The sequence below is a fragment of the Legionella oakridgensis ATCC 33761 = DSM 21215 genome (assembly GCF_000512355.1).
Lineage (GTDB): Bacteria > Pseudomonadota > Gammaproteobacteria > Legionellales > Legionellaceae > Legionella_A > Legionella_A oakridgensis.
The window spans coordinates 1,592,377-1,615,618 of record NZ_CP004006.1; the positions used below are offsets into that span (position 1 = coordinate 1,592,377).

The window sequence follows — 23,242 nt, forward strand, 5'->3', positions numbered from 1 at the left end:
AGTTAATCATTTGCAGGCTGCATTTTATTGATTTCAATTTTATGACTAAACAAGGTAATCAATGCCCCTCCCAGCACGATGATGATACCCGCAATGTGCTGAAGGCTAAGTTCCTCACCAAGCAGAATAACGCCAAAAATAACCACAAAAACAGGTTCTAATACTGATAATATAGAAGCTTTTTCCGAATTTATATATTTTAAACTATATAAGAGCAATAAAATTGGAATTGCTGTTGAGATAATGCCAATACCAATTAAATTTCCCCATACTGACAAGGACGTGGGTATAAAAAAGCTGTGGTCCATCCAGGTCAACAGCAAGCAAGTCACCATGACACCAACAGATACCATAAGGGCAGACATATTAGGAGAAATAGAACTGCGTTTACTGGCAACAATATAACAAGCATAGAAAAATGCGGAAATTACCCCAAGTATGATTCCTATTAAATCCAATTTTATCTCATGCATGTCAATGAATAACGCCATTCCAGTAAGAATAATAATCGTCGCCAAATAATAAATTCGAGGCATCTGCTGCCCGTAAAAAAAATAATTAAATAACATCACAATGACAGGGTAAGTAAAAAAGATAACCATAGCCAACCCTGAGCCAATGTATTGACTGGCATAAAAGTACAACATGGTAGAGAAACTGTATAAAGCAGCCCCCAAGAAGAATGCAAATAAAATATTACCCCAGGAATCGGTGATATGTTTAATGTGCGGCAGTAAAATAAACAACATTATGATGCTTGAAATAAAAAACCGCCAAAACAGCATATTGCTCACGGAAACATGGGCATTCATCACACTTAATCCAAAGTAGCCGATGAAGCCATACAAAAACCCAGACAAAATGGCGTAAAATGAACCGCGGTATTCTGTGGAAAACATAATCATACTCAAAAATAAACTAATCCATCATGATTCTTTCCGCTCCGTCATCGGCTTTATTTGGCAATCATTTTGCAGAAAACAGGACAGAACGATAAAAATGATTATAATTTTATCTTTTTTTAATCTTTTTATCAACATTTATTCAAAATAAGCATTCAAAATGCCAATCGCTTCAATAAAATTGGCGTATCATTTATATGACATTGCACATCAAATAATTGCAGTGAAGAATACACTATATCTGCTTCGTATAAGTATGCTAGCTCACCAATGCCGACTGCAAACATTCCAGCCGCCTTTATTGCACAAATTCTAGAAAAGATTGAAAGATTATTTAACTTATTCAAGAAATATTATTTGGTTTTACATAATAACCAGTTGGTATATGCAATAGCCAATGCTGATACAAGCAAGGTTAAATGAATCACAACTTGCCACAAAACAGCATCATTGCCTTGTTTGCCTGGATCAATAAAGGTTCGCAACAAGTGAATAGAGGAAATGCCAATTAAAGAGAGCGCCAGTTTAATTTTCATGGCACCTGCATCCAAATGATCCAACCATTCAGGCTGATCAGGATGAGTATCAAGATTAAGGCGCGACACAAACGTTTCATATCCTCCCATAATCACCATAATCAATAAATTGGCAATCATGACCACATCAATAAGATCCAAAACTCCCAGCATGATTTGAGTATTATCCGCCGAATTGATATGAACCATCAAATGAAACAGTTCCATCACAAAACGGTATACATAGGCTGTCAAGATAAACATCAAACCAAGGTATAAAGGCGCCTGTAACCAACGTCCCATAAATATCAGCTGACTGATGTTTTGTGCGAGCTTATTTGAATTTTTATTTTTTAAATGCACGGTTTGCGCAACGTAATCTTTTTCCATGATGTCTGACTGTCGCTCAATCATTTATAAAGGTCATCATTGTAGTTCGTGTCAATAAAATACACAATGGGTATTGTTTATGAACTCATAAAATAGATCGTAACTCCCCACGTCATCCCGAGTGCAGCGAGGGATCTCCCTGCAATGGCACAATTTTTAAAGTAGCGATGGATACAAATCGTTCCATTCAGGATTCAATGCATTAATCAAATCATGCTTCTTTTTTCGAGACCACCCTTTGATTTGTTTTTCTCGCTCAATAGCCATGACGATGCCTGAACAAACTTCAAAATAAACCAGCCGATCCACATTGTATTTTTGGGTAAATCCAGCCACCAGTTTATTTTTGTGTTCATAAACACGGCGTATCAAATCATGGGTAACACCGGTATACAAAACATTATTGTGTTTATTGGTCAGAAGGTAAACGCAAGACTCCGTATGCATATACTATTCCTTGCTCTGTTGGACTGTATTGTTATCTCAGATTCCTGATAACACAGGGATAGTACCAGAAAATATAGATTGGATGGAACTGATAATGCTTAATCCTTGTTTACGGATCGTACTGATAAATCCTCGAATACGAGCAAATTGTTCAGCGCCTTGAGCGGTCCGAAAACCACCGGATATTTTTTGTTTGCATTTCATCATTCGTAAATCACGCTCAGCATCATTATTGGTAAATGGAACTGCCAGATCATGAAGAAACCGTAAAACGTCTTGTTTGTAATAAAATAAACGCCACAAGAGGTTGTGACCTGTCCGTCGAGGTTGTCGACCCTGTTTGCCTTTGCATGGCAATGGCGGCAGCGTTTCATGATACGCCAGCCCATCTCGAATAATCTTCTTGTAGATGTTGGTCAACCGCTTGATGCGAGCAACAGGTATTGCATGATGTGCATTAAAATGACGACAGCGAAGAGCAAAACGTAATAGTCGGGTCATAGCCTGTGCCCATGGTTCTTTGTCATGCTCGGTTATTGCTTTTAATTCACGCAAGTGATGCTGGTTGCATAGGGCATGCTCCACACTTCCCAAGCTGTTGCTGCTATTCTTGTTCAGTCGTTTTTCCAGCTCTGCTATTCGTGCAGCTTGCTGTTCTACGATTTTTTCCAGTTCAGCAATCCTTGCCAAAAGCGTTGTGATGATTTGTTCATGGTCTTTCATGCAGCTATTTGATCATAACCACATAATTTTTCAAGTGTTTTTTACATTAATTTAATACCTGCCAGTTGCTGGAGATCCCTCGCTGCACTCGGGATGACGTGGGGAGTTACAATAGATCTATAATCAATCAAAACGTCCATGTAATGGTTATTTATGTCTAAAAACCTCTATGCCACGGGATATTTTGTCGAACAAGGAAATGGAAATGGAAAATCCATTGAGCGTGGCTCAGATGATATTTTATATACCCAGGCGATTTAGTCCCTAAACATTATTCCTTGTAGCGACTATTTGCCTATTTAATAGAGATATAGATAATAAACCTACATCCTCGGTGAATAAGCACTGGCTATACTGGCTCTAGCCGCTAACACATCATCATCCAACGATTCAGCAAAACCGCCATCAAGTGTCTTGATAACCATCAGTAATTCACGATTTGCTTCAAGGTATTTAATTAAAGCCGCAGCAGTTTTTTCATCTTCCGGATAAGAAACCTCTTGTTTATATAAAGCTGCGAGTGCCGCAGCATTTGCTGCTATTTCCTGCTCTATTTCATCAACTTCCTCATGCGAATCAGCGTCTTGCAATCGTTGTTGATAACGTTCTTTTATAGGCTTTAATACATCTACGATTTTTTCAAGTCCTAATACATCATGAATAAATGTTGTTAAAACAGCTCGTTGTTCGGATGATAAATCACCAAATAACTCTTTTTCACTCAATCGCTGTTTCGTATCTCGGATGCTGCGAGTCAGTTCCTCGTTGTATTGAAATAACCCCATGACGGCCATTAAATCAGCATGTCCAGCAATATACTCACTTAAAGCACCTACAATGCCTTCATCCACGCCACTCATGACTTGATGTTTTAAGTTAAAGAGTTCTTTTTCCATCCTTACGATTTGTCGAACAACTGCAATAAATGCTGCAGAAGACTCTGCAGAAGCAAGCTGCTCTTTAAATGAACCAATCCGCTCTTTATAATGATCTACATAAGGCTTCAATGCCTGTAAACCGCCAATGACTTTATCGGCTATGATTTTTTTATCACGGGGCAAAGCATCGATTGGATTAGGCATGTTCATTTCCTCTATGCATTTTTCTATGATTTTACAATCACGAAAAAATAAATCATGTTGATTAATATAGTACAGATAAAATTATTTTGCTAAATAACTCGGCCATTTGATTCATACCTATTACTCCTCCCTTCTCTGCTTGTTTCAGTATTTAATCTCAAAAAATGAACATAAAACTTTACATGAATACAATATGGTCTAAATTTAATAATAGCGATCATAAATTGGCTTAGGAGAACAGTGATGCCTGCTCCATTCTTTGTCTTCCTTAAGAAAGTACATACGTTACCGAAAGTAACCTCATACGATGCCAGTCACTCTCCAGAGGCCAGAGAGTTACAAAGACTGCTAGATGCCAATGATACCGTTGAATACGGTAAAAAACTAAGAGAGTTCCAGGAAGCTGGTAAAACATTTCGTCTTACGGACATGATTGTCTATGAAACACGAGACGAGGGCGAGAAAATTGATGTAAGGGTTGCTCTGCAAGTCAAAGGCCATAGCATCACTTGGTATTTCTGGGTTCCTGATGGTAAAGATCAATACCCGCAGGCGTTTAGAGACCGACTGTATGGAGCAGCCGCCGAATGCCACACTAAAGTGGAACGAGGTTGTGATTTATATTATCGTGGCAGTAATGCTTTTCATGTCAAAACCATGCATCATCTTGAAATAGAAGCCGCCCATAATCACAATCATTACCGTATCCGTGATAATCAGCCCGTCACCCCGAAAGATTTGACTGAACACCTCCAGGCGTTTAAAACACATGAAGTGCATGAGGAGTTTTTTGAAGCGGGCGAAGTCGATGAATTGTGTGCACGCTTTGCCGAGTTTCATGCACGCTGGACACATAAAGAAGGGGAAGCATTATCTCTAGAAGAACAATACCTGTCGCACCCTTCACAAAGGCTAAACGCCGCCGACATTCTGGAGTTTCGAATATTTGGTCTGCAGCAAGAACCTTGCCGCATCAGCGTCGATGAATTAAGAATTGATTTTGAAAGCGCCAGGAGAACCATTGAAGCGGCTGTTGTTCATGGCAGCGATCCTGACAAAGACGCGCTGGCTGCCCAAGTACACCGCATGGAGGAGGAATTTCGTGCACTCATCGCCTATCGTGCCGTGGGGGGCAGCCGAGGGTTAGGATCTGAACGTGCGATGACAAGACAAATTGAAGGTTCTACATTACCCACCATTGAGGTTGTTGCGGAAAAAGACGATTCTCTTGGTGTTTCTATGCCGCGTATCCCGGAATGGGCCATCAGAGCCCGAGAAGCTGTGGAAAGAGCAAGACTTGAAGTCGAAGAAGCAGCTCGCAAAGCTGATGAACTTGCAGCAAGAGACAGGGCCATTGCTGCACCAGTCGTTGCAAGCGCTGCTGCAATCCCCCCTGCACCCCCTGCCACTGCCAGTAGAATGGAGGCTGATGATGGTCATGATAGGCATCATACAAGTAGGGAAGATATGTCGTCTACAGAAGTATCTGTAGGTCACTCAAGACATGCCATGTTTGCTGCAACAGAACATCAGCGAACTGAACACGATGATGCTCCAAAACCAGGCGATGCATCAACTCCTGCTCCTCCTGGGGTAACGGGAAATAGGGTATAGATTTAATTTTACACCCGTTAAGAATATGCTATTCTGGCGGTTACGATTTGTATATGAGGGAAGTCAGTATGTCTGATTTTCATAAAGACAGTTTTTTGGAGTTTGCCCCACCCGTTGAATTTGGTGGCCCAACCACTCCTATTCTTGAAACGACGTCTCCTGACCTTTCCAATGCAGAAATACAGGAAATCATTACCCAATCAAGAACATTCATTGATTCGGCTATCAATGAAGAAATAAAAGCAAGCTACCTAATGGAATGGTTGACGTATGCACTGTATTCATCGGTAAAAATGAGACAAGAGTCTACGGTGCGCGATATTTGCAGCATTGTTTTTAAATTGGCTGAAAAAGATATCGATACGTTGTCTACTTTATTAGAAAAAAACTTTGAAGTTGGCCCATTTAAAGGCCAAGCGCTTTTATTCGTTTGGATGAATGCCCTCTACTCTTCAACTTTTGACGCCCGAACTTATACCAACATTGTGGCCATCAATTACATTTTTGCATACGTCATAGAACATACCACGTTAGAATTCTCCTCAGCGCTTACCAAGGCAGTGGAAGAAGGACAGGAACAAGGGAAAAGCCCTTTCATCCTTATGTTGTTGAGTTTAATACAAGCCGCACAAACCAGGTTTAACCAACCCGCCACCACTCATATTGCCAAGTTTTTGTTGTTTTGCATGGGAAAATACCCTGAAGCCACCAGTCAAGTGCTGATACAACCGATCGCGGCAGGTGCATTTCATAATAAACATGGTTTATATCTATTAGCAAACGCGCTTAAATTTTCCGTAAAAGACAATTCCGAAACAAGCCAAATCATCTGCAAGGTTCTCGGGGACATGGTTCATTATGTAGCCGCTGACTCATTAGCTAATGCTTTACTGGCAAAAATAGCAAGAGGCCCCCAAGAGGGCTTAGTGCCTTTACACATTATTTTAAGAAGTCTTACTTCCGCTGCCTATGTCAATGATAGCAACCACGAAACAATCAAGGCAGTAATCGACATGCTCGAGCAATTTTTTAACATCATACCGTTGCCAACCATCATTCATGCATTAAGCGAAGAGATTGTAAGTAAAGATCATACCTATGGCGGTAAACATGGCATCCGCATGCTGGTTGAAGCATTCATTGCAGGGATGGAACATGGCCATGACATGTCGGCTCTTATGGCTCTTTTCTCTAAATTAATAAACAGTAACCCAGCGTTGTTGATGAATGCCTTGACTCGTGAGATTAATGAAAAGCCGTCCTGTTTGGAATACATCATCAGAAAATATAACGAGGCAGCAGAATCAACAACCCTCTCTGTGCAAATCGGTGAACTCTTAAGGAAGATTGATGAATCATTATCGCTCGATGAAAAAGTTCTATGGAATGCACACGTTACAAAGATTTACGCTTCTTTAATGCCTGCTGCAACAGAAGTCTCCACTGAAGTTGCTGCTGGTACAGAAGCATCTGCTGCAGCCATTGATACAACTGAAACACCTTCTCATTATACAAAAGCTCGATTTTTCTCAACCGTTCATTCAACCGCTCTTATGGCACGAGAACATGACCAGGAAGACAATCCGACCCCACCCTCCAGGCTGCATTAAATTGCAACGACCACAAACAATGGTCACTTTCCGTCCATACTTGATAAGATAGATAATTAATCTATAAGCTCATTAACTGATCCACATGATTTGTTTTTTATTTGTGGTAAAATAAGAAAACAACCTATGTGCGACTGTCTTTATCATGAAAGTATTGCCTGACTTGACTAGAGCATCAGCCAGAGATGCCGCTCAATTCATATTAGAATACATTCGGCAAGAAATTCCCTGGAGTTCTACCAGATTGTCCCTTCAGGTTGATGGTTATCCTGAGGATGGTGAGGTTGAAATCACCATACGCAATTACCGAAGTCCCACTTTTTCGGCGGCCAAAAAAGCCATGAAAGCTCTCAAAACGGGATGTGGAAACTGTCAAGAAATGGCTTATGCTTCTGCAATTATACTAAGAACTGCAGGATATCCTGGTACTGTTTCCATTGGTCAATATGGTATAAATCATCAATTTTTATTTATTGAGGATTTGATTGTTGATCCCTGGGCAGAAATGATTTGCTCTGTTTCCGACTGGCGAGGAAAGTTATTTGCATACGGTGGAAGTATAAAAGAAGGCATTTTGCATGGCCGACTTCTTCCGTGGAACCATGATGATATGGAAGATGAAACCCCTGAGGTCGTTGAAACAATTCCAATGTCTTATCACTCGCTCACAGAGAGTATTAGCGATATAATAATAGAAGACACAACTACTTCATCAAATTCACTTCCTCTTAGATTATTTTTATTAGGAAACCCGCAGGAACAACGAAAAAAATTAAGTCATGAGATAGTCTTTGTTAGAACGCTTGGTTTATCGTCCTAAAAAGCAAGTTTACATTGTTTAGCCTTTTTTACCGCCAATGCACATATTTCAGTAATTCGCTGCCAATCTTTCTTAATGATTGCTTCGGTCGGAATCACCCAAGAACCGCCAACGCATGCGACGTTTGGCAAAATCAAATAATCTAGAAAATTTTGTTCATTAATACCACCAGTAGCACAAAATCGTAAATCAGGTAAAGGGCCAGCAATAGATTTCAGCGTCTTTACTCCTCCTATGGCTTCGGCCGGAAAACATTTAAAATGCTTATAGCCATAGTCCATCCCCATCATCAATTCAGAAAGACTACTGGCTCCCGGTATAAACGGAATATCAGATTCCTGGCCTGCTTGCAATAAAGTGGGTGTAAGTCCAGGACTGATGGCAAATTCGGCATCAGCTTCCATCGCTTGTTGTAATTGATGAGCATTCAGAATCGTTCCTGCACCAACCATTGCCTCAGGCAAGTTACGGCGTAATAACTGGATCGCATCCAACGCGATGGGTGTTCGTAAAGTCACCTCCAACACTCGAATTCCCCCAGCCAGTATTGCCTGTGCCATAGGCACAACGTCGTTTAGCTCATGAATAACCAAGACAGGAATCACCGGACTTGCCGTGAATAATCGTTCAGCCTGTTGTTGCCAATTACAAGAAATCATGCGTCTTTTCCATCATTGTTTGTTTCAAATACACAGCCGCTCCAATAATCCTGGCTGCTCTGCAGTAACCACATACGTTGCAATCTGTCGGTTAAATTCATGAAACCGTCCTTTTGCCTCAAAGCGCGCTAAAGTCGCTTTATTAGAAGGCAGTTTCGTCAAACTCATGGCCGCTGCTGTAAAATCATTGAGCACGATGGATCGGTTTAAGCTAAGATGCTGTTTCATTTCATCAACAGAAAACTGCCAGTGAAAATTCGTCATACGGATAAAATCATTCTGCACTGGACAAGCCACAGCAATGACAGCCTGTTTTACAGCAGTCAATTTTTGTTGTTGTTGGTAAGCAAGAAATACGTCAGCAAAACTTGGAAAATCCGCACAGCGATAGATTACAATGTTTTTGATCATCAAATGATTTACATCGACACAAGCAAAACGAGCATTGGTTCCACCAATATCGGCAACAATGGCCACACGCTCATTGAATGGCAATGAATTACTCATACAATGATTTCTCAAGAGTAAATAAACTGCATGCCCCCTGTTCCGCACCACTTAACTGTTGCCTTAGACTGCCAAACAGTTCACGTCCCATGCCATAATAATAATGAGATAGATCAGGTTTTGCTGCCTCGCGTTGTGCTAACTCTTGCTCTGAAACCATGCATTGTAAAACCCCATGCGCCCAATCCATTAAGATGACATCGCCGGTTTTAACCTTAGCCAACATGCCATCATCAACCGCTTCCGGTGAGATATGAATCGCTGCCGGCACCTTTCCTGACGCCCCAGACATACGCCCATCGGTCACAAGCCCTACCTGAAATCCACGCTCTTGCAGCACCGTCAGCAGAGGAGTTAACTTATGCAACTCTGGCATGCCACACGCTTTAGGCCCCTGAAAACGAATCACTGCAACACAATCCTTATTCAACTCACCGGCTTTAAATGCAGCTTCTAACTCATGCTGACTGGAAAATACAATGGCAGGCGCCTGAATTTTTTCCACGTGTTCCGGCAAAGCAGATGTTTTAATCACTGCCCGGCCCAAATTGCCCTTTAAAACACGCAATCCTCCATGTTTGTTAAACGGTTCGGAAACCGCCCTTAAGACATCTTTATCGCCAGAACCAGTAGGACCCTCTGTCCAGCCTAATTGTTCTCCCTGTAATATTGGTGTTTGCAAGTAATGATGCAGACCAAACCCTGCAATGGTATTGACCTCTTCATGCAGTAAGCCTGCTTCCAATAAAGTACGAATTAAATAAGCCATGCCCCCGGCACGTTGAAAATGATTAATATCGGCCTGGCCATTGGGATAGATTCGCGCAATTAACGGTATAATGGCTGACAAATCAGCAAAATCATCCCAATTAATGATGAATCCGGCTGCACGAGCGATAGCCACCAAATGCATGGTATGATTGGTTGAACCTCCAGTGGCCAATAATCCAATGATGCCATTGACTAAAGTTTTGGCATCGACCAATTTGCCAATAGGACAATAATGTTCACCAAGATGCGTAAGTTGCACTATCTGTTGTGCAGCCGCTTTGGTTAACTCCCGCCTTAACAGCGTATTTGGATTCACAAATGACGACCCAGGCAATTGCAATCCCATAATTTCCATTAACAGTTGATTTGAATTGGCCGTCCCATAGAACGTACAAGTTCCTGCGGTATGATAAGATGCCGCCTCCACATCAAGCAGCGCCTGCTTACCAACTTTTCCCTGGGCATATAATTGGCGAATGCGAGCTTTTTCCAAATTTGAAATGCCTGACGGCATGGGCCCTGCTGGCACAAAAATAAACGGCAAATGACCAAAAGCAAGAGCTGCCATCAGCAGTCCCGGAACAATTTTATCGCATATGCCTAACAACAACCCACCGTCAAACATGTTGTGCGATAGAGCTACAGCGGTAGCCATGGCAATCACATCACGACTCATCAAACTTAATTCCATCCCAGCTTGACCTTGCGTGATACCATCACACATTGCCGGAACCCCGCCCGCAAATTGCGCAATACCTCCAACTTCCTCTATAGCCTGCTTTAATATGACAGGATAAGATTCATACGGTTGATGTGCGGAAAGCATATCATTATAAGCCGATACAATGGCAATATTAGCTTGGCTGTCACCGCGCAATGCTATTTTGTCTTTTTGACTGCAAGCAGCAAAGCCATGAGCCAAGTTGCCACAGTGCAAGACCGTTCGATGCGGCTTGGACAAACAGGCTTTCTCCAACCGCTCAAGATAGACGCTGCGACTTCGTTCACTGCGCTGAATGACTCGTTCTGTTACCTGTTTTATGACTTGATTCATCATCACACTCGATTTGGCACTGAAAAATCCCCTTGTTCATCCTGTAAATACACCTCTATGGCGCATACATGACTTGTATATCCACCGTTGGATCGTGCAAAAACGCACGAATCGGCATTGTAAAACGATCTTGTCCTGCCATGGCCTCATTAAAAATCATTAATTTTGTCTTACCCATCAAATGCAAAAATAATCTTCGACTATTTAGCAAACGTTTTTTGGTTAAAGACAGGCGTGGATAGGGAGCAGAGCGTGGCATCACCGAGACCGTTGCGCGTTGTGTTTCATCAGCCAGCCCAAGATGAATTTCAGGACTGCCGGGAAATAATGAAGCCGTATGGCCATCTTCTCCCATGCCTAAAATAACTGCATCAAACGTTGGTAAAGCAGCTATTTGTGTTTCAACCTGCTCTTCTTCCAATGCATCATCAGTCTTATGGCATAAGCCAATAAAGGTTGCTTTCGTTGCAAATCCTTGTAATAGATAGTCTCTAACCAGGCGTTCATTGCTATCTTTGTCTGTGGCTGGCAACTTTCTCTCATCCGTTAAAGTAATGGTCACTTTCTCCCAATTTATTTGGGTTTGAGCCAACTTTTTAAATAAGTCTTTAGGCGTGTTTCCCCCGGAAACCACGAGATAAGCACTGCCACGTTGCGCAATGGCTTGGCATAAAATAGAGGCCAGTTGTTCAGCAAAATACTGATTTAAGGTCTCAGTATCCTCAAACGAATGCAGTTTCATATTATTCATCCCAATTGCGACCATCCCGCGCTAGCAACGAAATTGCAGCAATAGGCCCCCAGGACCCTGCCTGATAAGTTCGGGGAAGCTCATGATAATCCTTCCAAGCATGAATAATGCCATCGACCCATTTCCAAGCCTGTTCTACTTCATCTCGACGAACAAATAAATATTGATTGCCCAATAAGGCTTCCAACAGTAAGCGCTCATAAGCATCGGCAATGCGTTGAGATTTAAAAGTTTTATCAAAACTTAAATCCAGTTTGGTTTGTTGCAAACACATCGTTTCACCCAACCCAGGGATTTTATTCATGATTTCAACTTCCACACCTTCATCAGGCTGCAAACGGATAATCAGTTTATTAGGCGATAAATGTTTATAAGTCTGATAAAAAATATTATGCAATTGCGGTCTGAAACAAATCACCACCTCGCTTAATTTTTTGGGCATTCGTTTGCCAGTACGCAGATAAAAAGGCACACCAGCCCACCGCCAATTATCAATATCCACTTTAATGGCCACAAACGTTTCCGTCTGACTATTTGGCCGTGCCCCTGGCTCTTCGAGATAACCGACCACTGCTTGCCCACCAACAAACCCTTGTGCGTATTGACCACGAACGGTTTTTTCACTGACATTTCCTGCATCAATCGGACGCAATGCTTTTAAAACCTTGAGTTTTTCATCACGGATGCTGTCTGCGTCCAAATTAGCAGGAGGTTCCATAGCGATTAATGATAAAATTTGCAATAAATGATTTTGTACCATATCGCGCATTTGGCCAGCATCATCATAATATTCCCAGCGCCCCTCAACACCAACTTCTTCGGCTACAGAAATCTGCACATGATCAATCATGGTTCTGTCCCAATTGGATGCAAAAATGGTGTTGGCGAAACGCAAAGCCAGTAAATTAAGTACCGTTTCTTTACCCAGATAATGATCAATTCGATAAATTTGACTTTCTTTGAAATAGCGTGCTACTTCATCGTTAATCACCCTGGAAGATGCCAAATCCTGACCTATGGGCTTTTCAAGAACCACTCTGGCGGGCTCTTGCGTAAACCCTATTTCGGCCAATCCTTGACTTATCAAACCAAATAGAGAAGGGAGCGTTGCAAAATAACTGACGATGATGTTTGTACTTGGCTGTGCAACCTTCTTAAGTTTGTCATAATCGCATGCTTTGGTTAAATCCATTTGCAGATAATGTAATTTTTTCTGTAGTCTCTGCCAAACCTCAACGTCCATCGTTTCTTTTAAGAATTTATGCAAATGAAGTTCAATAAATTTGCAATAACCAGCATGATCAAGGTCATCTCTGGCGACACCAATGATACGCTCCACATTAGAAAGGAGCCCCGCTTTTTCCAATTGATAAAGTGCAGGCAGTAACTTACGACAAGCCAGATCGCCTTTGGCACCAAACAATATTAAATCACAGTGTTTATCATTCAGCGCTGACGCAAACATACTGTTTACTCCTTATTTAATAAGGCATGAGCTTGCATTGCAAGAATCATTAATTGTAATCGGGTTTTACCACCATACTCATTCAAATCCAACTTATACGCTGCATGGATATAGCGAGCACGATGGTTTGGCCATGCATTAAGATCAATGTTAAAAGCAATGGCATCCACCAGCTCCCCTCGTTGCTCATGCACCAATGTTAATTTCAAATGCCGTTCGCCAACAAGGCGCTGCTCTACGATCTCAAAGACATTATCAAACACTGGTTCAGGGAATTGCTGACCCCATGGTCCAGCTCGCTTGATAAGGGCTGCAAGCTCTCTATTCAGATCGGAAGTCTGCAATGGCCCGTCGCTCCAAATCTCATCCTGGCATTGCGATGCATCGATGTATTTACTCACTTCAATATTCAATGCCTGTTGAAACTGTGAAAAAACCAGTGGGTGTATACTTAAACCAGCCGCCATAGCATGGCCGCCAAATTTAATAATCAGTCCCGGATGATCTTTATCCACCGCAGCAAGCACATCCCGAATATTTAAACCCGACACAGAACGCGCTGATCCCTTTAATTCATCATCACAAACTTTGGCAAATGCAATCACTGGTCGATGATAACGCTCTTTTAGACGACCAGCCAAGACTCCGATGACTCCCTGATGCCAAGACTCATCATACAGACATAAAGCCATTGGCAATTGTGTCGTTTTTTCAGCCACTGGAAAAATCATTTTATTCAGAGCAAGGGTTGCTTGTTCTTTCATTTCCGATTCAATTTTGCGTCGTTCAAGATTAAGTTCATCTAAATGATGAGCAAATGAATGAGCTTGTTTCATCGTGTCACATAAAAGGCAGTTAATGCCTAACGACATATCATCAAGTCGCCCTGCTGCATTAAGTCTTGGAGCAATGGCATACCCTAAATCATTTTCACTGATGGTTTCACAACGTTTTCCGGAAATCTCAATCAAGGCCTTAATTCCAGGCCGACATAATCCCTGACGAATCCGAGAAATGCCTTGATTAACTAAAATACGGTTGTTTTGATCAAGAGCCACAACATCTGCAATGGTGCCTAAAGCAACCAAATCAAGAAATTGTGCCATGTTCGGCTCAACCAAACCATTTGCTTTAAACCACCCGCTGTTATTTAACTGGCGCCGCAAGGCAAGCATTACATAAAAAATCACACCTACACCGGCAATGGCTTTGCTAGGAAAATGGTCACCTTGTCGATTTGGATTTATAATGGCACATGCGTCGGGTAATGTTTCTGCCGGCAAGTGGTGGTCAGTAATCAAGACATCGATGCCAGCTTCATTAGCGGCGGCAACCCCTTCGATGCTGGCAATGCCATTATCAACGGTGATAATCAGCTTCGGCCGCCATTTTTTTGCGACATGAATAATGGCAGGCGTCAATCCATACCCATATTCAAATCGGTTTGGCACCAAAAATTCGACGTGGTCAGCCCCCATGATACGCAGCGCCGCAACCGCCAAGGCGCTGGAAGTAGCGCCATCAGCATCAAAATCCCCCACAATTAATATTCTTTGCTGCTCACGCAACGCTTGTTCCAGTCGTGAGGTTGCTTTGTCAATATCCAGCAAGAGATGAAAAGGCAATAACGTTTGCAGTCGTTTATCCAGCTGCCTATCGTTCATTATTCCACGTGCAGCATAAATACGCTGCAACACTGGATGTTCAACGGATAAAGAAGGCAGAGGCTCCGAGACAGTACGCCTTTTAATTTGCATGATAAACAGAACTCCACAGGCGTGAAAACCATTTTTTTGGCGGTGTACGATAAACAACATTGTTCCAATGCCAGCGCACAGGAATATGACGCAGCTGCTTTTGCAAGCGCTCTAATTCTTTTAAATCTAAATGATGCATCAATACTATCGCATTTTTAGAACAGGATGCTACAGATGAATACGATAAAACTTCGGATGATACGTATTGTGCGAGTTTGGCCATTTGTCCATTACTGCAAATGACAGGTGTAGCAACCGGTGCATTTAGCCTACCATGGCCCCATAACCATACGCCATTAACGATACAATCAGGGCGTTTGTCATTTAACCCATGAGCACTAAAAAACATTTGGCTTTCAGTAATAAAACGCTGCCAATAACCTGTCTTATCCAATGTTTGCAAATGCGGCAATAAAGACTGCTGCAATAACTCATGTACAGGTTTTGCCTGAATGTCAGGTTTATCGTCATACTGAAGTAACCAGGTATGAGCATCACAATAATAGGCATTCATATTTTCTGCAGCCGAGAATTCGGCAAACGCAGAAAACCAACGGCGAGATTCTTCCTCAAATAAGCATAACTCATGAGATTCTGCGACCACCATGGCATCATTATGCGTGGCCTGCCAATGTATTGGAGAAACCACCAACCAACGCCCTTGTAAACCATGATAACAGCGCAACAAATCAGCGACGGGAGGAAATTCGGATGCATCATGCAGGCAAGACAGAAGATGATGATAAAAATTTCCATGCGGCTTCAACATAACACTGCCCTCAGGGCAAGGAAGCTCCTGTCTTGCATTAATAATTACATCCATATCATACAGCCTGCAAAAAACCATCCCGTCTGAACATAAGTTTTAAATTACGTATGGCCTGGCGAATACGTTGTGTATTTTCAATCAAACCAAATCGCACGAAGCCATCGCCTTGCTGGCCAAAACCAAGGCCTGGAGACACTGCGACTTGTGCTTCTTTTAGTAAATATTTACTAAACTCGACCGAACCAAGATGATGATAAAAAGCAGGAATGGGAGCCCATACAAACATAGTTGCCTTTGGCCTTGCAACAACCCAACCAAGTTCTTGCAAGCCATCGCATAATACATTCCGACGTTTTTCATACATCGCCCGAATCTCTCGCACGCAATCATCAGGTCCTTCCAGAGCAGCAATCGCTGCAACCTGAATGGGAGTAAAGGTACCGTAATCAAGGTAAGATTTAATTCGAGCCAGCGCACCGACAAGTTCCTCATTTCCGCAAGCAAATCCAACTCGCCAGCCTGGCATGTTGTAGGATTTAGACAGTGAATACGTTTCAATAGCAATATCAATCGCACCGGGAACCTGAAGAATAGAAGGCGCTTTGTAATCATCAAATACAATATCGGCATACGCCAAATCATGAATCACCCATATCTTATACTGTTTGGCCAGAGCCACAATTTTTTCAAAAAATGGGTAATCCACACAATGCGTACTCGGATTAGCCGGGAAATTTAAAACCAACGCCTTAGGTTTTGGCCAACTTTGTTCAATGGCCTGTTCAATATCCTGCAAAAATTGCGTCTCTTCCCGCAATGGGATTTGCTTGATGTTGGCTCCAGCGATGACAAACCCATAAGTATGAATAGGGTAAGCCGGATCTGGAACAAGAATGGTATCTCCCGGCCCAGAAATGGCCAAAGCAAGATGTGCCAACCCTTCTTTTGAGCCAATGGTTGTTATAATTTGCGTTTCGCTGTTTAGCGTAACTTGGTAATTCTTTTGATACCATGCTGCCATAGCACGACGCAGGCGTGGAATACCTTTAGACATGGAGTATCGATGGGTATCTGGGCGTTTAACCGTTTCTATCAGTTTGTCAACAATATGAGATGGCGTGGCTTGATCAGGGTTACCCATGCCAAAATCAATAATATCTTCCCCACGTGCCCGCGCCTCCATTTTTAATTGCGTTAATGTATTAAACACATACGGAGGAAGGCGTTTAATTCGTGAAAATTGACTCATGATGGTATAACCTCTGTCAGATATACAAATGTCCTGCTGTCAGATTGCGCAACTTTCCATATAAGAGGGGCTTTCCCTCTTTTGGAATCACCCCTTACGATGTTAACATAAAGAGTCCAATTGCTATCACAGTATAAATTATTGAGCTATTAAACACCATGTATATCACCCGCGAACATGCTGATATGCATACGATCCAATCGTATTCTGACTCAGAAATTAAAATTAACAACACGTTGTATAAAGAAAGCATCATTATAAGTCGTCAAGCCCTTATTACCGAATGGCCTATCCATGAGATACAAGATTTAACAGAAGAACATTTGGCGCCCATCCTGGAACTTAACCCGGAAGTGATTATCCTTGGCCATAAACAAACCAGCCTGCAAGTTCCCATCTTAATCCACTTATTTTTATCAAAACGACGAATTGGTCTGGAATGCATGTCGATAGGAGCGGCCTGCCGTACTTTTAATGTATTGTTAAATGAACAACGTTCTGTTGTGTTGGGAATTATTTTTTAAGTAACTTAGCTTATACCTGTCTTCTTGCTTCAAGAACGTTAGGAATTTGATCCAGTTTGTTCAGTAAACGCGATAAACTGTTTAAACCATCAATTTCAACTTTTAAGGTAATGTAGGACATATTGTCCTGCTTATTGGTTTGTGTCTGCAGGGCATACACATGAGCTTTTTCATTCGCAAGCAACGAGGTCACATCTTTTAGTAGTCCTGTGCGGTCAAATGCCTTGATTAATATATCAACCACATATTGCTCACGCGTGTTACTACCCCAACTCACTTGCAAAAATCGTTGTCGTTGCTTTTCACCAGCATGAATAATATTAGGACAATCTTTACGATGAACTGAAACACCACGGCCAAGGGTAATATAACCAATAACCTCATCACCAGGTACTGGCTGACAGCAACGCGCCATATGAGTCAATAAATTACCAACACCTTCGATTCGTAAATCACTTCCTGAAATGCCAGGTTGCGTTTGTGGCTTGACAATATTTTGTACGGTCTCTTCAATCGTTTCGACTGGGGTCAACCGATTAAGAATTTGGCCTAATTTTATGTCGCCGCGTCCAAGAGTGGCATACAAATCATCAAGTGTCTTAAGGTTAAAAGCAAAAGCCACCTCTTGCAAGCGATCGGTTTTAAGCCCTAATGCTTTTAATTCTTTATCCAGGATTTCATGACCATCGGCCTTATTTCTATCAAAATCTTGCATTCTAAACCAATGCAAAACCTTTGCTTTGGCACGGGGTGTTTTAAGATAGTTCAAATGAGGATTAATCCAGTCACGGGATGGCCTAGCGTCCTTCCCGGTTAAGACTTCAACTTTATCACCTGTTTTTAAAACATAAGTGAGTGGCACAATATGGCCATTGACTTTTGCCCCTCGACAACGATGACCGATTTCACTGTGCACCTGATAGGCAAAATCAAGAGGAGTCACCCCCTGAGGCAAATCCAATACATCACCATCAGGCGTAAACACATACACCCTGTCCTCAAGAAACTCTCGTTCAATCGCCTCGGAAATGCCGTGATTTGATGCCATTTCACGATGCCAAGCCAACACTTCACGCAACCATTCTATTTTACGTTCATGGCTTTCTTTTTTCTCCGTTCCGCCTTCTTTGTATTTCCAGTGTGCAGCAACCCCCATTTCTGCCAAGTCATGCATTTCAAACGTGCGAATTTGCACTTCAAATACTTTGTCTTCTGGGCCTCTGACAGCTGTATGCAATGATTGATACCCATTTGGCTTGGGATTGACAATATAATCATCAAATTCTGCAACCACTTGCGGCCATAAAGAATGCACCAGGCCCAATACTTCATAGCACTGCTCTCGGGTTTCAACCAATATTCTTACCGCCGTGGCATCATAAATTTCATCCAAAGAAACATTTTTGCGCTGCATTTTGCGATAAATACTATGAATATGTTTCGAACGGCCATACACCGCGAAATGATGAAACCCAAGGTTAGCAATTTGCTGGTTCAATTCTTCAACAATAAAGTTAACAAAACGATCCCTTTCCAAACGCTTGGCTTTTAATCCCTTGGCTATGGCTTTATAATCGTCAGGATATAAATGACGAAAAGCCAAATCTTCCATTTCCCATTTGATAGCGCCAATACCCAAACGATTAGCCAACGGGGCATAAATCTCCATAGATTCAGTGGCAATGTGTCGGCGCATGCTTTCCGGTAAAGGCGATGAAGCGCGTAAAATACACAACTGTTCGGCAAGTTTAATCAGTACTACCCGCACATCATCCACCATAGCCAGCAGCATTTTACGAACATTATCCACTTGATGTTTACTTTGCGGATATCTGTTTAAAGCCTGCAAACTGGAAATGGCGTTCATTTTTTCGATGCCTTTCACCAGCCTTGCAATATTACTGCCTAATTGCTCTTCGACTACATCCACAGACAGTTCAGCATAATGAACGCTTTCATAGACTAATGCTGCAGCCAATGTTTCTCTATCCACTTCCAGATCGGCTAATACATCGGCCATGGCAAGTCCTCGCTGAAAGGAAGACTCACCGGTTTCTGTTGCCTGGTCATGGCCAGCCAGCTGACTCAGCGTGCAAGCATTGCGAATTAATTCAAGCTCTTGAAAATAACCTTTACTGCTTATCTGATGCAACCACTGTTCTACATCGATGCTTCCATCGGATAATACCGGTATATTTTCTTTCACTTTAACCATGACTTCTTTCTTATCCTTAATTTCGTGCTTTTTCAAACACAGCAATGGATTCAACATGCGTGGTATGAGGAAACATATCCATCACACCTGCTGCCGTCAATCGATAACCTTGTTGATTGACTAAAATATCTGCATCTCTCGCCAAGGTCGCCGGATTACAAGAGACGTATACGATTCGCTGCGAGGCAATTTTATGAATTTGCTTAACCACCGCCATCGCACCTGCACGAGGCGGGTCAAGCAATAGTTTGTTAAATGAATTGCCCAATTGAGCCACCGCAGATTCTTCCTCTAAATTTGCGCAAATAAAATCAGTATTGCTTAAACCATTGGCTTTTGCATTCATACGCGCCCGTGCCACCATGGCTTCACTGCCTTCCACACCAATAACTTGCCGGCAATGCCTGGCCATCGGTAATGAAAAATTCCCTAAGCCACAAAATAAATCAAGTACTTTATCTTGTGCAGACAGTTCTAATAATTGCATGGCATGCTTAACCATTAACCGATTTAAGCCAGGATTTATCTGAGTAAAATCGGTTGGATGAAAATGAAAATGAATTTGTTCTTCTGGTAAACAATAACTTAAAAACTCATTTCCATCCTTGGGATAAAATAAATAAACGCTGTCCATACCGCCAGGTTGGAGAAAAATTCGAAAATTGGCTCGTTCAGCAAACGTTCTAATTTTATCTTCATCCTCTGATGTTAATGGCGTCAAGTTTCGCAGTATCAGCGCAATGTCTTCATCGCCTGCCGCCACTTCAATCTGAGCAATGCAATGAGGGGCAGACAAAGAATCAATCAACGTTCGCAAAGCCGGGATTTCAGCATCAATTCGTGCATTTAAAATGGGGCAAGCACTAATTTCTGCGATATACCGCGGGTTATTTTTTTCTCTGAAACCAATCAGTGTAGCATTCTTTTTTTCAACAAAACGAACACTTAAGCGTGCTTTATTACGGTAATGCCAATGTTCATGGGTCAAAGGCTTCAATAAACATTCAGGCTGAACATGCCCTATGCGCATTAATAAATCCAGTAACAGTTCTTGCTTTTCCTGAATTTGTGCCTTTTCATCAACGTGTTGCAATGAACAACCACCACAAAGAGAATAATGATTACAACGAGGCTCGACCCGATGCAACGATGGCGTGAGCACCGTTAATAATTTGCCTTCATCATAATCACGTTTTTGCCGCACATATTGAAACATTACTGTTTCTTCAGGAAGTACCCCCTGTATGAAGGTGGTTTTTCCTTCAATACGAGCAATTCCCCTGCCATCATGGCTAAATTTTTCAATGCTTGCCATGACTGGTACGTTTGATACACGATTACGTCTTTTACTCATTAACTCATCCAAATCATTTTAAAGCAGATATAAAACCGTTCACTTCTTCAGACGACAGTTCCACAAACCGTCCTCGAGCCAGGGAGCGAGGCATGTATAATGCTCCATAACGAACTCGTATCAAGCGGCTAACTTCCACGCCTTGAGACTGCCATAAGCGCCTTACTTCCCGATTTCGCCCCTCGCTTAAAATAACATGATACCAGCTATTTTTTCCTTCACCGCCACGAAATTCAATGCGTTTAAATCGAGCAAAGCCATCCTCTAATTCAACCCCTTTCAGTAAAGCCTGAATGGACTCTGGGCGAACCTCCCCATGAACACGCACAGCATATTCTCGCTCTAATTCATATTTTGGATGCATCAAACGATTTGCCAGTTCGCCATTATTAGTAAAAATCAACAGCCCCGACGTGTTAATGTCCAAACGCCCAACTTGCACCCATCGCCCTTGTTGCAGAGGTGGTAAATGATCAAAAACGGTCTTGGTATGCTTAGGATCATGACGGCTTGAAACTTCGCCAACTGGTTTATTATAAAGCAAAATACGAGTTTTTTGAGTAACCATTAAGGGGTTAGCAATCATTTGTCCTCGAACACTGATCTTATCTTCCGCCTTTACTCCATCGCCCAATTTGGCTGGTACACCATTAATATGAATCAGGCCACGTTCAATCCATCGCTCCATCTCCCTTCTGGAACCAAGCCCCGCCTGGCTTAAAACTTTTTGCAATCGCTCATTGCTCATGATAAGTATCCAAAGAAGGTAAGTCATTTAGACTTTTTAAATTAAAATAATCAAGAAAGGCTTTTGTCGTGGCATACACGGCTGGTTTTCCAGGCACATCCTTATAACCTGCTATACGAATCCATTCTCTTTCCAGCAAAGTCTTCAACATGGACGTACTGACCGCCACTCCTCGCATGGATTCAATATCTGCCCGGGTAACCGGTTGCTTGTAGGCAATGATAGCCAATGTTTCCAATAAAGCTCGCGAATATTTCGTTGGTTTTTCAGCCAATAAACGCGCTATCCATGAGCTATACATTGCCTTGGTCTGCAAACAATACCCTCCCGCCAGACATTTTAGCTCGATTGCCCGATGATGATAATCATTGGTCAATTCTGCAAGGATCGCTTCCAGCTGACTACTTGTTGGCTTCTGCCCTTCATCAAAAACATCCTGCATTTTTTCCAAAGACAATGGTTGACTACTGCTCATCAACAATGCCTCTATCACTAATTTTAGCTCTAAATTATCCATGATGAGCCACCTTTAAATAAATTGGTGCGAAATTATCCGTTTGGGTCATAACGAGCAAAGATTGCCGAGACAACTCAAGCACGGCCAACAAAGTGACCACCAATCCCCTACGGCCTTCCGCAATGATTAGCAAAGAATGAAACTCAACCAGACGCCCACCTTGCAAGTGCTCGAATACCTCGGTCATACGCTCGCGAACCGACAATGGTTCACAAATAACCTGATGATGCTCTTTATGAAGTTGGCTCTGCAGCAAATCAGCAAAAACCATGGTCAGTTCTGTCAATTTGACGGTTGGATAAATTTTTCCGTGTCAACTCCTATGGGAGATAACTGCACTTGAAATACATCGCGCTCATACCGTGGTAAAGCATCAATAAGCAACGCAACCGTCTTGATTTGTTCATAAGCTTGTAATCGCCGCACCAGAGTCATTCTCGGGTCTTCTTCCTCTTCATCTTGTTGCTCGGAATGAGAAGGAAGCAACATCCTCGATTTAATTTCAGCCAGCAAAGCAGCCATCACTAAATAATCGGCAGCCAATTCCATTCGTCTTCTTTCCATAAGATGAATGTATTGCATGTACTGCTGGGTAATCAGTGTTATTGGAATATTCAAAATATCAATGTTCTGGCGACGAATCAGATACAGTAACAAATCAAGAGGACCACTAAAAGAATCCAGCAAAACCTCTAAAGCATCTGGCGGAATAAACAAATCATGGGGCAACTCGGTAAACGGTTTGCCCGCAACGATTGCCAGAACTTCAAGTTCTGATTCCGCCGACTCCGTCGTCATT

21 protein-coding genes and 1 pseudogene are annotated in these 23,242 nt (G+C 42.2%); 4 read left to right on the forward strand and 18 right to left on the reverse strand.

Annotation, left to right across the window (positions count from 1 at the left end; all coding sequences use genetic code 11):
• Positions 1-2 precede the first annotated feature (2 nt).
• The 5 genes from LOA_RS07790 to LOA_RS07810 form a co-directional block, all read right to left on the reverse strand.
• The gene (locus tag LOA_RS07790; RefSeq protein WP_025385841.1) at positions 3-899 is read right to left on the reverse strand and encodes a DMT family transporter; all 897 of its coding nucleotides are present in this window, start codon (positions 897-899) and stop codon (positions 3-5) included.
• A gap of 356 nt (positions 900-1,255) precedes the next feature.
• Positions 1,256-1,831 (reverse strand): TIGR00645 family protein, encoded by a 576-nt coding sequence (locus LOA_RS07795; protein WP_025385842.1) that lies wholly within the window; start codon positions 1,829-1,831, stop codon positions 1,256-1,258.
• Positions 1,832-1,963: 132 nt separating this feature from the next.
• Positions 1,964-2,254 (reverse strand): GIY-YIG nuclease family protein, encoded by a 291-nt coding sequence (locus tag LOA_RS07800; RefSeq protein ID WP_025384802.1) that lies wholly within the window; start codon positions 2,252-2,254, stop codon positions 1,964-1,966.
• Positions 2,255-2,290: 36 nt separating this feature from the next.
• A complete protein-coding gene (locus LOA_RS07805) occupies positions 2,291-2,977 on the reverse strand; it encodes an IS66 family transposase (RefSeq protein WP_025385843.1) in 687 nt (228 codons plus the stop codon).
• 323 nt (positions 2,978-3,300) lie between these two features.
• A complete protein-coding gene (locus LOA_RS07810; protein ID WP_025385844.1) occupies positions 3,301-4,059 on the reverse strand; it encodes a hypothetical protein in 759 nt (252 codons plus the stop codon).
• A gap of 243 nt (positions 4,060-4,302) precedes the next feature.
• Between LOA_RS07810 and LOA_RS07815 the strand changes: the two genes are divergently transcribed.
• From LOA_RS07815 to LOA_RS07825, 3 genes are all read left to right on the forward strand, one after another.
• Positions 4,303-5,673, forward strand: coding sequence for a hypothetical protein (locus tag LOA_RS07815; protein WP_025385845.1), 1,371 nt, complete (start codon positions 4,303-4,305; stop codon positions 5,671-5,673).
• 68 nt (positions 5,674-5,741) lie between these two features.
• Positions 5,742-7,283, forward strand: coding sequence for a hypothetical protein (locus tag LOA_RS07820; RefSeq protein WP_025385846.1), 1,542 nt, complete (start codon positions 5,742-5,744; stop codon positions 7,281-7,283).
• 145 nt (positions 7,284-7,428) lie between these two features.
• Positions 7,429-8,103: a transglutaminase domain-containing protein gene (locus LOA_RS07825; RefSeq protein WP_025385847.1), complete on the forward strand. Its 675-nt coding sequence runs from the start codon at positions 7,429-7,431 to the stop codon at positions 8,101-8,103.
• On the opposite strand, the gene LOA_RS07830 is transcribed toward LOA_RS07825, so the two are convergent.
• From LOA_RS07830 to alaC, 8 genes are read right to left on the reverse strand one after another with little or no spacing between them, the layout of a single operon-like run.
• Positions 8,100-8,762, reverse strand: coding sequence for a bifunctional 4-hydroxy-2-oxoglutarate aldolase/2-dehydro-3-deoxy-phosphogluconate aldolase (locus LOA_RS07830; RefSeq protein WP_025385848.1), 663 nt, complete (start codon positions 8,760-8,762; stop codon positions 8,100-8,102). The genes LOA_RS07825 and LOA_RS07830 overlap by 4 nt on opposite strands.
• Positions 8,763-8,786: 24 nt before the next feature.
• Positions 8,787-9,269, reverse strand: a complete 483-nt coding sequence (locus LOA_RS07835; protein WP_025385849.1) for a glucokinase — start codon at positions 9,267-9,269, stop codon at positions 8,787-8,789.
• Complete coding sequence (gene edd, locus LOA_RS07840; protein WP_025385850.1) at positions 9,262-11,094, reverse strand: phosphogluconate dehydratase; 1,833 nt, start codon at positions 11,092-11,094, stop codon at positions 9,262-9,264. Before edd ends, LOA_RS07835 begins: the two co-directional genes overlap by 8 nt.
• 55 nt (positions 11,095-11,149) lie before the next feature.
• On the reverse strand, positions 11,150-11,836 hold the full coding sequence (pgl, locus tag LOA_RS07845) for a 6-phosphogluconolactonase (RefSeq protein WP_025385851.1): 687 nt from the start codon (positions 11,834-11,836) through the stop codon (positions 11,150-11,152).
• 1 nt (position 11,837) lies between these two features.
• Positions 11,838-13,310, reverse strand: coding sequence for a glucose-6-phosphate dehydrogenase (gene zwf, locus LOA_RS07850; RefSeq protein ID WP_025385852.1), 1,473 nt, complete (start codon positions 13,308-13,310; stop codon positions 11,838-11,840).
• Positions 13,311-13,315: 5 nt separating this feature from the next.
• Positions 13,316-15,067 (reverse strand): single-stranded-DNA-specific exonuclease RecJ, encoded by a 1,752-nt coding sequence (recJ, locus tag LOA_RS07855; protein WP_025385853.1) that lies wholly within the window; start codon positions 15,065-15,067, stop codon positions 13,316-13,318.
• A complete protein-coding gene (locus LOA_RS07860; RefSeq protein WP_025385854.1) occupies positions 15,057-15,890 on the reverse strand; it encodes a hypothetical protein in 834 nt (277 codons plus the stop codon). Before LOA_RS07860 ends, recJ begins: the two co-directional genes overlap by 11 nt.
• Before the next feature lies 1 nt (position 15,891).
• Positions 15,892-17,085, reverse strand: coding sequence for an alanine transaminase (alaC, locus tag LOA_RS07865; protein ID WP_025385855.1), 1,194 nt, complete (start codon positions 17,083-17,085; stop codon positions 15,892-15,894).
• Between the two features lie 158 nt (positions 17,086-17,243).
• On the opposite strand from alaC, the gene LOA_RS07870 reads away from it, so the two are divergent.
• Positions 17,244-17,609: an Mth938-like domain-containing protein gene (locus LOA_RS07870; RefSeq protein ID WP_025385856.1), complete on the forward strand. Its 366-nt coding sequence runs from the start codon at positions 17,244-17,246 to the stop codon at positions 17,607-17,609.
• A gap of 10 nt (positions 17,610-17,619) precedes the next feature.
• Here LOA_RS07870 and relA read toward each other — a convergent pair whose 3' ends face one another.
• The 5 genes and pseudogenes from relA to LOA_RS07895 form a co-directional block, all read right to left on the reverse strand.
• Positions 17,620-19,824 carry a GTP diphosphokinase gene (gene relA / locus LOA_RS07875; protein ID WP_025385857.1) on the reverse strand — a complete coding sequence of 735 codons (2,205 nt, stop codon included), beginning with the start codon at positions 19,822-19,824 and terminating at the stop codon, positions 17,620-17,622.
• Between the two features lie 16 nt (positions 19,825-19,840).
• Entirely contained in the window at positions 19,841-21,178 is a 1,338-nt protein-coding gene (gene rlmD, locus LOA_RS07880; protein WP_025385858.1) for a 23S rRNA (uracil(1939)-C(5))-methyltransferase RlmD, read from the reverse strand.
• Positions 21,179-21,191: 13 nt separating this feature from the next.
• Complete coding sequence (gene rluB / locus LOA_RS07885) at positions 21,192-21,926, reverse strand: 23S rRNA pseudouridine(2605) synthase RluB (RefSeq protein ID WP_025385859.1); 735 nt, start codon at positions 21,924-21,926, stop codon at positions 21,192-21,194.
• Positions 21,916-22,443 (reverse strand): SMC-Scp complex subunit ScpB, encoded by a 528-nt coding sequence (gene scpB / locus LOA_RS07890; RefSeq protein WP_035894441.1) that lies wholly within the window; start codon positions 22,441-22,443, stop codon positions 21,916-21,918. Before scpB ends, rluB begins: the two co-directional genes overlap by 11 nt.
• Positions 22,436-23,241: pseudogene (locus tag LOA_RS07895) on the reverse strand (segregation and condensation protein A). The gene scpB and the pseudogene LOA_RS07895 overlap by 8 nt, the downstream one beginning before the upstream one ends.
• Position 23,242: the final 1 nt, after the last annotated feature.

Coding starts and splice junctions, on each gene's coding strand:
- LOA_RS07790 (WP_025385841.1), bottom strand. CDS start 899: ATGTTTTCCACAGAATACCGCGGTTCATTTTACGCCATTTTGTCTGGG.
- LOA_RS07795 (WP_025385842.1), bottom strand. CDS start 1,831: ATGATTGAGCGACAGTCAGACATCATGGAAAAAGATTACGTTGCGCAA.
- LOA_RS07800 (WP_025384802.1), bottom strand. CDS start 2,254: ATGCATACGGAGTCTTGCGTTTACCTTCTGACCAATAAACACAATAAT.
- LOA_RS07805 (WP_025385843.1), bottom strand. CDS start 2,977: ATGAAAGACCATGAACAAATCATCACAACGCTTTTGGCAAGGATTGCT.
- LOA_RS07810 (WP_025385844.1), bottom strand. CDS start 4,059: ATGCCTAATCCAATCGATGCTTTGCCCCGTGATAAAAAAATCATAGCC.
- LOA_RS07815 (WP_025385845.1), top strand. CDS start 4,303: ATGCCTGCTCCATTCTTTGTCTTCCTTAAGAAAGTACATACGTTACCG.
- LOA_RS07820 (WP_025385846.1), top strand. CDS start 5,742: ATGTCTGATTTTCATAAAGACAGTTTTTTGGAGTTTGCCCCACCCGTT.
- LOA_RS07825 (WP_025385847.1), top strand. CDS start 7,429: ATGAAAGTATTGCCTGACTTGACTAGAGCATCAGCCAGAGATGCCGCT.
- LOA_RS07830 (WP_025385848.1), bottom strand. CDS start 8,762: ATGATTTCTTGTAATTGGCAACAACAGGCTGAACGATTATTCACGGCA.
- LOA_RS07835 (WP_025385849.1), bottom strand. CDS start 9,269: ATGAGTAATTCATTGCCATTCAATGAGCGTGTGGCCATTGTTGCCGAT.
- edd (WP_025385850.1), bottom strand. CDS start 11,094: ATGAATCAAGTCATAAAACAGGTAACAGAACGAGTCATTCAGCGCAGT.
- pgl (WP_025385851.1), bottom strand. CDS start 11,836: ATGAAACTGCATTCGTTTGAGGATACTGAGACCTTAAATCAGTATTTT.
- zwf (WP_025385852.1), bottom strand. CDS start 13,310: ATGTTTGCGTCAGCGCTGAATGATAAACACTGTGATTTAATATTGTTT.
- recJ (WP_025385853.1), bottom strand. CDS start 15,067: ATGCAAATTAAAAGGCGTACTGTCTCGGAGCCTCTGCCTTCTTTATCC.
- LOA_RS07860 (WP_025385854.1), bottom strand. CDS start 15,890: ATGGATGTAATTATTAATGCAAGACAGGAGCTTCCTTGCCCTGAGGGC.
- alaC (WP_025385855.1), bottom strand. CDS start 17,085: ATGAGTCAATTTTCACGAATTAAACGCCTTCCTCCGTATGTGTTTAAT.
- LOA_RS07870 (WP_025385856.1), top strand. CDS start 17,244: ATGTATATCACCCGCGAACATGCTGATATGCATACGATCCAATCGTAT.
- relA (WP_025385857.1), bottom strand. CDS start 19,824: ATGGTTAAAGTGAAAGAAAATATACCGGTATTATCCGATGGAAGCATC.
- rlmD (WP_025385858.1), bottom strand. CDS start 21,178: ATGAGTAAAAGACGTAATCGTGTATCAAACGTACCAGTCATGGCAAGC.
- rluB (WP_025385859.1), bottom strand. CDS start 21,926: ATGAGCAATGAGCGATTGCAAAAAGTTTTAAGCCAGGCGGGGCTTGGT.
- scpB (WP_035894441.1), bottom strand. CDS start 22,443: ATGGATAATTTAGAGCTAAAATTAGTGATAGAGGCATTGTTGATGAGC.